Source organism: Aminobacter sp. MSH1 (assembly GCF_003071665.1).
Taxonomy (GTDB): Bacteria; Pseudomonadota; Alphaproteobacteria; order Rhizobiales; family Rhizobiaceae; genus Aminobacter; species Aminobacter niigataensis.
In genome coordinates this window covers 3,316,686-3,328,318 of sequence record NZ_CP026265.1, presented here as the reverse complement: position 1 = coordinate 3,328,318, position 11,633 = coordinate 3,316,686, and the positions used below count along the sequence as shown (strand labels likewise).

Sequence of the window (11,633 nt, the reverse complement as noted above, 5' to 3'; positions counted from 1 at the left end):
TCCATTGCGCCGCCAACGCCCCTAACGCAAGGTAGGCCAAGAGGCAACTAATGAAGCAACTCTTCCTCGCCGCCCTGCTCGCTGGAGGCATTTGCCTACCCGTTCAGGCGGCAACCGTGTCGAAATCCTACAGCTATTTTACCATCACCGGCAAAACGCTCGACGAAATCGAACAGCAGCTGATGACGCGCGGCCCCGAGGTCAAGAGCACCGGCGGCAGGCACCCCGGTGCAACGCAAATGGAGTTCACCAGCCGCATCGGTTACGCCGAGGTCAAGGGCGGCTGCGCCATCGTCTCGGCCCAGGTCAGCGTCAAGGCCAAGGTGATCCTGCCGCGCTGGCGCCAGAACGGCAAGACGGCCCAGGACGTCAAGCTGATCTGGAATACGCTTTCCTCCGACATCAAGCGGCACGAAGAAAGCCATGTCGTGATCGCCAAGAACCACGCCCGCGAACTGGAACAGGCGCTGAAGGCGGTCGGCAAGCAGAAGACGTGCGAGCTCGCCGCTGCCAAGGCCAAGGCCACCAGCGATCGCATCCTCGGCGCCCATGACCGTGCGCAGGAAGAGTTCGATCGCATCGAGGGTATCAATTTCGAGAGCCGGATCATCAGGCTGCTGCGCTATCGCCTGGAGCGCATCGACGCCGGCAAGATCAAGGGCTGAGCGGCGGGCCTCGGGTTAGTCCGGCACGCCAAGTTTCTTGTGCAGGCTCGTCGACGAGGTCGTGTACTGGAACACGATCCGCTCCTTGGGGCTGATGACGTGCTTGGCCGCCTGGGCCATCAGCGCCGCCTCATGGAAGCCCGACAGGATCAGCTTCAGCTTGCCGGGGTACCAGTTGATATCGCCGATGGCGAAGATACCCGGCTCCGAGGTCTCGAATTTTTCGGTATCGACCGGGATCTGGTTTTCGTGGAGATGAAGGCCCCATTCGGCCACCGGCCCGAGCTTCATCGTAAGGCCGAAGAACGGCAACAGACGCGTGCAGGGAACGACGACTTCGCTTTCCGGCCCCTTGACGGTGATCGAACTGAGCTTACCGCCTTCGCCGGAAAGCGCCGAGACCTGGCCGATCACCAGATCCAGCGCACCAGCTTCCTGGAGCGCATGCATCTTGTTGACATTGTCGGGCGCCGCACGGAATTCCGGCCGGCGGTGGACCAGGGTGACCCGTCTTGTGATGGGCTGGAGATTGAGGCTCCAGTCGAGTGCCGAATCCCCGCCGCCGACCACGACGACGTCGTGGCCGCGAAACTCTTCCATGCGCCGGACCGAATAGCTGACGCTTGATCCTTCATAGGCTTCGATGCCGGGGATCGGCGGCCGCTTGGGCTGGAACGAACCGCCACCCGCAGCGATCACCACCACCTTGGCCTCGAATACCTCGTCCTCGTCGGTGGTGACGCGAAAGCCACCGCCCTCCAGGCGCTGCAGTGCCGTCACCATGCGGTTGAAGGTGAAGCCCGGCTTGAACGGCGCAATCTGCTGCAGCAGCTTGTCGACCAGTTCCTGCGCTCCGACGACGGGATAGCCCGGAATATCGTAGATCGGCTTTTCCGGATAAAGCTCGGCACATTGTCCGCCCGGCCGGTCAAGGATGTCGATCAGGTGGCAGCGCATGTCGAACAGGCCGAGCTCGAACACGGCGAACAGCCCGATGGGACCGGCACCGATGATCAGGACGTCGGTATGGGTAATGTCGCTCAAAGCCGCCCTCGCCGCTCACGCATGCACATATAAGGAATGTGCATGAGATGGAGTGCCATGCCAAGCGAGGCACGGATCGGGAGGCTTAGCCCTGGCGCTCGGGAACGGTGACGACCAGGCCGTCGAGCTCGTCCCTGACCTTGATCTGGCACGACAGGCGCGAATTCGGCTGCACTTCGTAGGCGAAGTCGAGCATGTCTTCTTCCATTGCCTCGGGCTCGCCGACGATCGCCGTCCAAGCATCATCGACATAGACATGGCAGGTCGCGCAGGCACAGGCGCCGCCACATTCGGCCTCGATGCCGGGAACCGCGTTGCGGATGGCATTTTCCATCACCGTCGAGCCGTTTTCGGCTTCGACTTCGAAACGCGTGCCGTCATGGGCGATGTAGGTAAGCTTGGTCATGCTCGTTCCTAAGAAAGATCACCCGGCAGATAATCACTCCACCGAGCAAGTCAACTGCGGCGCGAACGCGCCGCATCGTGTCGGGATCGAGATGGAAGCCCTAGCGGCTGATCGCGGCGATGAAATCGCGCACTTCGTCGATCAGTCCGGCAAGGCGCTTGACCAGCCTGGCATCGTCCGGGCGCGCCTCCAGCTCGGCGACGCAATCGGCGATCGGAAACGCACCGACGCCACGCGCCGCCCCCTTGAGGGCATGGGACAGCCTGAGGCGCTCGGCCAGGTCAGCCGAGGACATGGAATCGCGAACGGAAAGCGCCTGATGGACGAACATGTCGAGCACTTCGCGCTCGACGTCTCGGTCGCCGATGGTCTGGCGCGACAGGTGTTCGAGGTCGATGGGACGGCCATGTGAGGCGCCAGAAGATTCGCCCCCCGGCATGCCGAAGGCCACCGAACCGGTTTCGCGCGTTACCATTCAACCCCTGCCTCGCCACTCGCCCATGGGTTGGTAACCTAGGGCGACCATGTGGATAACCCGTTAACCCGGCAACCCCAGCAAACCCATGGCGCCGCGGCCAATAATCACTCCAGTGTTAACCTTATATTTAAACTTTTACGTATCGGGGCGAATGCATGTTTTCTTTACCCGATTGTGTCACTACGATACGGGCGGTCCATATTGAGCCTCGGACGCGGTCAAAAATAGGACAAAAAGTCCAGAGATTCCGCGTCTTTAGTACAGGGTAGCGAAGGCATGGCGAAGAAATCCACTCCGACCAAAAACCTCGATCTCGACGTAGCCAAGGAGCTCGAGCAGGCGCTCGATCTCGACTTGAGCAGCGCCGATGACGGCGGCCTCGACATGGCCGCATCGATGGACGATCTCGAAGCACAGATTTCCAAGGCGGCCGAGGAACTGGCGCGTGAAAGCGGCAACAAGAAGCCGGCAGCGCCAAAGCCGGAACCTGCGCCGACGGCACGTGCCGCGGCCGAGCCGCCGACCCAATTGCGCCCTGTCGAAACCCGTCCGCTGCAGCCCGAAGGCTTCAAGCCGGCCAATGACGATCGCCAGAAAGACTACAAGTCGCTGCTTCACAGCCTCAACCGCCGGGCATCCAGCACCATCTACTGGATGGTCGGCCTTGTCTCGGTCGCCTGGGTCGCCGGCGCCGTAGCGCTCGCTGATCGCGTCGTCAGCCCCAGCATCTGGACCATCCGCTCGATCGACGACGGCTTCGCGCGTCCGGGCCTGCTGATGCTGCTGGTCGCCACCGTGGTGCCGATCGCGCTGTTCTGGGCCTTTGCCGCAATGATCCGCCGCGCCCAGGAAATGCGCATTGCAGCCCAATCGATGACCGAAGTGGCCTTCCGCCTCGCCGAACCCGAAAACATGGCACAGGATCGCGTCATGATGGTCGGCCAGGCCGTGCGCCGCGAAGTGGCCGCCATGGGCGAAGGCATCGAGCGCACTCTGGCCCGTGCCGTCGAGCTCGAAACGCTCGTTCACACCGAAGTCAACCAGATCGAGCGCTCCTATTCTGAAAACTCCGCCCGCATCCGTTCGCTGGTCGACGGTCTCGGCAGCGAGCGCGAAGCCGTGGTGTCGCACGCCGAACGCGTCCGCGCCTCCATTGCCGGAGCGCATGAGACGCTGCGCGACGAGCTTGGCTCGGCAAGCGACATCATCCGCGACAGCATCCTCAACGCATCGACCAAGCTGTCGATGACGATCACCAATTCCGGCGACACGCTGATCGACCGCATCAACGAAGGCGGCATGGGCCTATTCGAAGCGATCGACAACCGCATGGATTCGATCCGCGACCGCCTGTCCACCTCGGGCGAGGCATTCGCCAGCCTGCTCGATACGCGCATCGCCAAACTGACCCAGAGCACCGACGAGGTTACCCGGTCGCTGACCGACATGCTCGACGACCGCACCTCGGGCATGGTCTCGCTGCTTGGCGGCGCCGCCAAGACGATCAATTCCGAGTTCGAGGCGAGCCTGCATGGCATCGAACGCACTCTGGCCGAACGCGGCCAGGCGCTCATCGGTGAGTTCCAGACGCGCGCCGAAGCACTCGACACCGGCACGGCAAAGCTCAACGCCGCGCTCGAAGCCCGCGCCCGCCAGATTAACGAGACGCTGGTCGAACGTGCCCGCGAGATCGCCACGACCTTCGTCGAGGGCCGCGATTCGCTGTCGGCGATGATCGACCAGGGCAAGACCCAGATCGGCACCGACCTCGCCGATATCATCACCTCGACCTCGACCATGCTCGAAGCCCGCGCGACCGATTTCGCCGGCCGCATGGAGGCTGCCCGTCACCAGGTGTCTCGTGCCTTCGACGGCGACATCCAGCGCCTTTCGGACGCCCGCGTCGGCATCGAGCAGGCGGTCGAAGACCATACCCGCAAGCTCTCCGACGCCCGCGACCGCATGGCAGCCGCCCTCAAGGACGACCTCAGCAAGTTCGCCGAAGGCCGCGCCAGCATCGAGGCCGCCGTCGGCTTCCAGGTGCAGAAGCTCGCCGAAGGCCGCAGCCTGATCACCCGGGCCCTCGACGACGACATGCGCAAGCTGGACCAGTCGCGCCAAGCAATCGACGAAACCCTCACCGGCCAGTTCCGCCAGCTCGCCCAGGGCCGCGAGCAGCTCGCCCAGGCGCTCGTCGAAGACTCTGAGAGACTTGTCCAAGCCCGTACGAACATTGACGAAATGGTTGCCGGTCATGTCGGCAAGCTGGCCGAAGGCCGCGGTATCCTGACGCGCGCACTGGAAGCCGACCTCAACAAGCTCTCCGACAGCCGCAGCAGCATCGACGGACTGGTCGCCGGTCAGGTCGAGAAGATCGCCGAAGGCCGCGCCATCCTGGCCAAGGCACTCGAAACCGATCTCGACGGCATCAAGGCGCTTGTCGACGGACATGCGTCGAAGATCGCGATCGACCGCGCCGAACTGTCGCGCAGCCTCGAGTCCGACATCTCGAACATCCACGGCCTGATTGAAGGCCATGCCGGCAAGCTTGCCGAAGAACGCGCCGTGCTCTCGAAGACGCTGGAATCCGACCTCGCCAAGCTGGCCGACAGCCGCGCCGGCATCGACGGTCTGGTCGCCGGCCAGGTGGAGAAGCTCGCCGAAGGCCGCGACATCCTCAAGCGTGCGCTCGAAACCGACCTCAACGCGATCCGCAGCACCATCGCTGCGCAGTCGGACAAGCTTGCCGAAGACCGCTCCTTGCTGTCTCGCTCGCTCGAGGCCGATCTCGACAGCGTCAAGGGCCTGGTCTCCAGCCATGCCGAACGTCTCGTCGCCGAACGCGGCGCACTGTCCAAGGCACTGGAAGACGATCTTGCCAAGCTGGCTGAAAGCCGCTCGGGCATCGACGGGCTGGTCGCAGGCCAGGTCGAGAAGCTCGCTGAAGGCCGCGACATCCTCAAGCGTGCGCTCGAATCGGACCTGAACACCATCCGCAGCACCGTCGCCTCCCAGTCGGAGAAGCTTGCAGAAGACCGCGCGATGCTCGCCCGTTCGCTCGAAGCCGACCTCGACGGCGTCAAGGGCCTGGTGTCGAGCCATGCCGAGCGCCTGGTCGCAAAACGTGGCACCCTGTCCAGGGCGCTCGAGGACGACCTCGCCAAGCTGGCGGAAAGCCGCTCGGGCATCGACGGGCTCGTTGCCGGCCAGGTCGAGAAGCTGGCCGAAGGCCGCGACATCCTCCGCCGCGCACTGGAAGCCGACCTCTCCAAGATCGACGGCATGATGCTCGGCCAGGTCGACAAGCTGGCCGCCGGCCGCGATGCGCTGACCAAGGCGCTGGAGGCCGACCTCGCCATGCTCAACGAAAGCCGCGCCAACTTCGACGGCATCGTTGCCGGCCAGGTCGACAAGCTGGCCGCCGGGCGCGACGCCCTGACCAGGGCGCTCGAAGCTGACCTCGCCCTGCTGAACGACAGCCGTACCAACATCGACGGCATGGTGGTCGGTCACGTCGGCAAGCTCGCCGAAGGCCGCGACACCTTTGCCCGCGCGCTGGATGCGGATCTCGGCAAGCTGGGCGACGCCCGCCGCGAGATCGACCTCGCCATTTCCGGCCACATCGACCAGATCGCCGCCCGCCGTGTCGACATCTCCGACGCGATCGCCGGCGATATCGAAAAGATCGAAGACGCCTTCCGCCGCCAGACCGGCGTCATCGAAGAGCGTACCGGCACCATGGAGCGCGCGCTGTCGCTCGGCGTCGACAATGTCCGCGGCGTGCTCGAAAAGAGTGCCGTCTTTGTCGCCGGCGCCCTGCGCGACAAGGTCATGGAAGTCACAGCCGCTCTGCACGAGCAGGCCGGCCAGGCCTTCAGCGATGCCGACCGCGTCATCGCCGAGCGTGCCGAACAGACGTCGAGTGCCCTGCTCGCCCGGGCCGAAGACATTGCCCGTGCGTTCGAGGAGGCCGACGGCCGTCTCGCCGCCAGGGCACACGAGACTTCGAGTTCGTTGCTGGCCCGCGCCGAAGAAACAGCCGACACACTGTCGGCCAAGGCTGGCGAGATCGCCCAGACCTTCGACGCAGCCGATCGCTCGCTCATTGCCCGTGCCATCGAGACCGCGGAATCGCTGTCGGCCCGTGCCGGCGACATCCTGCGCAACTTCGACACAGCCGACGAACGGCTCGGCCTGCGCATCGGCGAATCGGCCGACGCACTGGCAGCCCGTGCTGCCGAACTCGGCCGCATCTTCGACACTGCCGACGAGAAGCTCGCCACGCGCATTGCCGAAGGCGCAGACTCGCTCGGCGACCGTGCCGGCGAACTCAGCCGCATCTTCGACGCCGCCGACGAGCGCATTGCCGCCCGCGTCGCCGACAGTTCGGCCACGCTCGGCAGCCGTGCCGGCGAAATCGTCCGCAACTTCGAGGAAGCCGACGAACGTCTTGCGGCGCGCGCAGCGCAGACGGCCGACACCCTGTCTGGCCGTGCCGCCGAAATCGGCCGCGCCTTCGAGGAAGCCGACAGCCGGATCGCGGCACGCGTCGACCAGACGGCGGAATCGCTGCTTGGCCGTGCTGCCGAAATCAGCCGCGCCTTCGAGGAAGCCGACGGCAGGATCGCCGCCCGCGTCGACCTCACGTCGCAGTCGCTGCTCGGCCGCGCCTCGGAAATCGGCCAGGCTTTTGACGAAGCCGGCCAGCAGCTTGCCGCCCGCGTCACCGAGAGTACCTCGGGCATTGGCGAGCATGCAGCGTTGATCGCCAGCGCCTTCACCGAAACCGAGCAGCGCGTCGTTGCCCGTGCCCAGCGCACGGCGGCCGACCTCGACGCCCGCGCCCGCGCCATCGAAGAAACGCTGGCCAACGTCGACGAGCGCCTGGCTGCTGGCGCCGAAGGTGTGGCGACCCGCATCGGCGAGCACCTATCGAGCGCCGAGAACCGCCTCGCCTATGGCGCGGAATCGATGGGCCAGAAGCTCAACGAGCAGGTTGCCCAGGCTGAAGCGCAACTCGTCGCCCGCGCCAATGTGATCGCCGAGACCTTCACCGCCGTTGGCCAGCATATCGGCCAGAGCACCAACGAGGCCGCCCGCACCATCGGCACCAACACGCGCGAACTCAACGCCATGCTGGCTGAACGCTCGAACGAGATCGCCAAGATCCTCGACGAGACGGCGCGCCCGCTGGTCGATCGCTTCGCCGAAAGCGGCAACGACCTGCACCGCTCGATGGAGGAGGCAACCGCCCGCGCGACCGAAAAGCTGCGCACCGAAAACGCGACCCTGGTCGACGCGCTCGCCAGCCGCACCGCCGAGACGCTGTCCGCGGTCGAGGGCGCACGCTCGACGCTTGCCGACAGCGTGGCCGATCTCATCGGCCGGATGACGACTTCGAGCTCGCAGCTCGGCGAATTGATCGAACGCGCGGCGCAGAACCTCGCCACCGTCGACGATCGCCTCACCGGCAGCACGACGAACTTCTCGGCCACCACCGAGAAGGCGGCGCAGACCTTTGCCAGCGCTGCGCGCCTGGTGGACTCGAACACCAACCGCCTCACCGACCTGTCGTCCAGCACGCTGCGCGAGGTGGCCTCCATCGCCACCAAGTTCGATGAGCACAGCCGCCTGCTGTCGAGCGCTTCCAACCTGCTTTCCTCGGCGCAGAGCAACCTCGAGCACACGCTTGAGCGCCAGTCGTCGCTGGAAGACCTTGCCGTTGGGCTGGTCAAGAAGTCGGAAGACCTCGAGCGCGTCATGCAGTCGTTCGAGCGCCTCGTTGGCCAGACGCTGGAAAGCGCCGAAGGCAAGACCATGGAGTCGGCAGAAAAGATCCGCGCCGCCATCTCCGATGTCGTCGAGACCGCCACCAAGCGCTTCGCCGACGCCACCGAGGACATGCGCCGCACCGCCGGCTCCATCAAGACCGAGCTCGAAAGCACCCGCGCCGAGCTCAAGAAGGGCGTGCTCGACATGCCGGAAGAGGCCAGGGAATCGACCACGGCCATCCGTCGTGCCGTGTCCGAGCAGATCAACGCGCTCAAGGAACTGTCGGCGATCGTCGCCAAGTCCGGCCGCGGCGTGGACGTTTCCGACGCCACCCTGCGCAACACGCAGCCGGCGCAGCAGCCTCGCCGTCCGGCCCCTCAGCCCGAACGTCGCGAGCCGCCGGCACCGCTGGCCGGTAACACCGGCCTGCGCGGCACGCTCGACATCGAGCGTCCGGCTGCCCAGCCGCAGCCACCGGTTCGCGAGCCTGCCGGCCGTGGCCAGCAGGGTGGATGGGTGCGCGACCTGTTGACCGGTGCCTCGCGTGAGGAGCAGCCTGCCCGCCCGGCAGCCCAGCCCGAGCCGCGCGCCGTGCCTGCACAGCGTTCGCCGATGCATGTGGTGGAATCGCTCAACTCGCTGTCCGTCGACATCGCCCGCGCCATCGACCACGAGGCCTCGATCGAGCTTTGGGATCGCTATCGCCGCGGTGAACGCGACGTCTTCACCCGCCGGCTCTACACGCTGAAGGGCCAGCAGACCTTCGACGAAATCCGCCGCAAGTATCAGTCAGACGGTGAGTTCCGCACGGCCGTCGACCGTTACTGCGACGACTTCGAGAAGCTGCTCAAGGATGTCTCGCGCAGCGACCGCGACAGCATCATGACCAAGACCTATCTGACCTCGGATACCGGCAAGGTCTACACCATGCTGGCGCACGCGGCGGGCCGGCTGAAGTAAGGCTGTCCGCAGGGCGACAAGGCCATGGAGCAAAAAGGGCAGCAGGTACGCACCTGCTGCCCTTTTGCTGTCTGGGCCTGAAGACTTGCGGAGATTGATGCGGGCAATGCGCCGCGCTTCCAGCGGTCGCGCGGCGGTTGAAGCGCAAGCGAGCGACTGCACAAGCGTCTGACGTTGCGAAAGTCGGCGAACGGAATCGCATCAGCCAGGTCCTTACGGCCCTGCTAACCTATTCCCTTACTACCTTTTCAGATCAGGCCTTCGGTCCACTTGACGATGTCGGCGGCCGCTTGGCCGAAGGCAGCGTCGAGGGCGGCGACATAGTCGTCGTTGCCGGCGCCGGAAACCGGTGCTGTGGCGTTGAAGACGCGCGAGGCACGGACCTGGCCGTTGCGGTCGTTCAGCAACCTGACGAACAGCTCGACCTCGGCCTGGGCAGCGCCACCGACCCTGATCTCGAAGCTACGGACCTCGACGATGACCTGATAGTCGATCGCCAGCCCCTCGCCCGGCTTGCCTATTCCGACATAGCCGCCGGCACGCTGGAAGGTCTCGGCAAGCCTCGCCTGCAAGATGCGCGGCAGCCGGTCGGACCACTGCGCGCCCTTGAGGAACTGGATCGAGCCGGGCGACGGCTTGATGACGATGCTCTGTCCGTCGAGCGACTTGAGCGCCGAGGGTTCGGCAATCAGGATCTGGCGGCGGCTCGAACCGCTGCGGCCCGTCACCGAAGGCGCCGTCAGTTCGTAGGTGTCCAGCGGCGGCGGTGTGCTGACGAACAGCGAGGCGCAGCCGGACAGCGTCAGCGCCGCTGCAGCAAGCAGCAATGTAGATCTAGCAGACTTCACATGCTGTCCCCGGATACGACTCACTCGCACCTTGCGCGAACCACCCTCAAGCAACTTCATGGTGCGGCAGGCAAACGATGTCAACGACGCACCCGTCCGTCGAATTCACGCACGGTGCCCTCGCCTCCGGTGATGATGCGCTGCGGATTGCGCTCCAGGTCGGAGATCGCCTGCTCGATGCGGGTGATCGAGCGACGGCTGTCCTGGACAAGCGATTCGACGTCGCGCAGGCCCTGGCCCGAAAAGCGGGCGAGCCCGTCTGTGATCGTGCCGAGACGCGCATTGAGCGTATCGGCAACCTGCTTGAACGCCTTCAGCGTCGCACTTGCATCGGACATCACGCCTTCAGCCTCGCCCGAGCCCAGCAGTTTGTCGACCTTGGCAAGCACGCCGTCGACGCGGACGGAGGCCTGGTTGAGGCGCGACGCCAATTGCTTGGCGTCCGAGACGATCTGATCGATGTCGTCGGCGCGATCGCCGAATTTGTCAGTGACCTTGGCGACATCGGCCGCTGCCTTGTTGGCGTTCTCGCTGGCCTTGCGAATGTTGTCGAGGGACTCCTTGACGCTCGCGGCATCCACCCCTTCGAGCACGCCGTCGACCTTACTCAGAGTCTGCTGTGTCTTTTGGGCGAAGTCGTTGATCGAGGCGACGGTGGTGTTGACGCCCTTGACGATGTCGTCGATCTGGTCGCTCTGGGCGCTGAGGTTCTTGGTGAAGGTGTCGACGCTAGCGACAATATTCTTCACCTTGTCACGGTCGACCGACTTGAGCAGCCCTTCCGCCGCCTCGATGGTGCCGTCAAGCTTGCCAGAAACGGTGGAAAGCTGTTCCGAGAGCGCGCTCACGCTGGCCAGGAACTTGTCGACGCCGTCGGCATTCCGAGCCAGAGACTCCGAAAACTTCTGGGCATTGCCGACGGTTGCGGTAAGCGGGCCGCGGACGTCGTTGGTGAAGCCTTCGAGATTGTTCAGCACGGTGTCGGCGCGCTTGAAAATGTCCTGCGCCGTTTGCAGCAGGTTGGTGACAGCGGACGGATTGGCGACGATCTCGGCAACAGTGCCATCAGCTTCGGCCTTGTCGAGCAGATTGGGTTCCTTGATGTTGGCGCCCTTGAGCTCGATGTTGGCCTGCCCGGTCAGGCCGGCAAGGCCGATATCCGCCTGCGTCGACTGCGTGATCGGCGTCAGCCTGTCGATCTCCGCGTCGGCAATCGCCACCTGGGGATTGCTGACGTCGAGATAGACGCGGCGGACGTCGCCGACCTTGACGCCGTTGAACAGCACGAAGCTGCCCCTGGCGAGACCCGAGGCCGAGCCGGGTATGCGCACGCGCAGCGTTGCGGTCTCGCCACGCTCGCCGATCGCCGCCGTCCAATAGACGAAAGCAAAAGCGGCCAGGATCGCAAACAGCGTGAAGATACCGACGATGACGTAGTTGGCCCTGGTCTCCATCACATC

The 11,633-nt window shown here is 64.9% G+C and carries 7 protein-coding genes; 2 read left to right on the top strand and 5 right to left on the bottom strand.

The window, feature by feature from the left end; genetic code table 11:
* The first annotated feature begins 50 nt into the window (after nucleotides 1–50).
* Nucleotides 51–665, top strand: a complete 615-nt coding sequence (locus tag CO731_RS16520; RefSeq protein ID WP_108607950.1) for a DUF922 domain-containing protein — start codon at nucleotides 51–53, stop codon at nucleotides 663–665.
* Between the two features lie 15 nt (nucleotides 666–680).
* On the opposite strand, the gene CO731_RS16515 is transcribed toward CO731_RS16520, so the two are convergent.
* From CO731_RS16515 to CO731_RS16505, 3 genes are all read right to left on the bottom strand, one after another.
* Nucleotides 681–1,709, bottom strand: a complete 1,029-nt coding sequence (locus tag CO731_RS16515; protein WP_108607949.1) for an NAD(P)/FAD-dependent oxidoreductase — start codon at nucleotides 1,707–1,709, stop codon at nucleotides 681–683.
* Between the two features lie 85 nt (nucleotides 1,710–1,794).
* Nucleotides 1,795–2,115 (bottom strand): 2Fe-2S iron-sulfur cluster-binding protein, encoded by a 321-nt coding sequence (locus CO731_RS16510; protein WP_108607948.1) that lies wholly within the window; start codon nucleotides 2,113–2,115, stop codon nucleotides 1,795–1,797.
* Between the two features lie 100 nt (nucleotides 2,116–2,215).
* A complete protein-coding gene (locus tag CO731_RS16505; protein ID WP_108607947.1) occupies nucleotides 2,216–2,590 on the bottom strand; it encodes an Hpt domain-containing protein in 375 nt (124 codons plus the stop codon).
* 279 nt (nucleotides 2,591–2,869) lie between these two features.
* Between CO731_RS16505 and CO731_RS16500 the strand changes: the two genes are divergently transcribed.
* Nucleotides 2,870–9,325 carry a kinesin gene (locus CO731_RS16500; protein WP_108607946.1) on the top strand — a complete coding sequence of 2,152 codons (6,456 nt, stop codon included), beginning with the start codon at nucleotides 2,870–2,872 and terminating at the stop codon, nucleotides 9,323–9,325.
* A gap of 248 nt (nucleotides 9,326–9,573) precedes the next feature.
* Here the strand turns inward: CO731_RS16500 and CO731_RS16495 are convergent, their stop codons facing one another.
* Together CO731_RS16495 and CO731_RS16490 are read right to left on the bottom strand one after the other, a co-directional pair.
* Nucleotides 9,574–10,173 carry an ABC-type transport auxiliary lipoprotein family protein gene (locus CO731_RS16495; RefSeq protein ID WP_245439376.1) on the bottom strand — a complete coding sequence of 200 codons (600 nt, stop codon included), beginning with the start codon at nucleotides 10,171–10,173 and terminating at the stop codon, nucleotides 9,574–9,576.
* Nucleotides 10,174–10,253: 80 nt separating this feature from the next.
* Nucleotides 10,254–11,627: an MlaD family protein gene (locus tag CO731_RS16490; protein ID WP_108607945.1), complete on the bottom strand. Its 1,374-nt coding sequence runs from the start codon at nucleotides 11,625–11,627 to the stop codon at nucleotides 10,254–10,256.
* Between the last annotated feature and the right edge of the window lie 6 nt (nucleotides 11,628–11,633).

Excerpts from the sequence above, each read along its gene's own strand:
- CO731_RS16505 (WP_108607947.1), bottom strand. The coding sequence starts at position 2,590 with ATGGTAACGCGCGAAACCGGTTCGGTGGCCTTCGGCATGCCGGGGGGC.
- CO731_RS16520 (WP_108607950.1), top strand. The coding sequence starts at position 51 with ATGAAGCAACTCTTCCTCGCCGCCCTGCTCGCTGGAGGCATTTGCCTA.
- CO731_RS16510 (WP_108607948.1), bottom strand. The coding sequence starts at position 2,115 with ATGACCAAGCTTACCTACATCGCCCATGACGGCACGCGTTTCGAAGTC.
- CO731_RS16490 (WP_108607945.1), bottom strand. The coding sequence starts at position 11,627 with ATGGAGACCAGGGCCAACTACGTCATCGTCGGTATCTTCACGCTGTTT.
- CO731_RS16500 (WP_108607946.1), top strand. The coding sequence starts at position 2,870 with ATGGCGAAGAAATCCACTCCGACCAAAAACCTCGATCTCGACGTAGCC.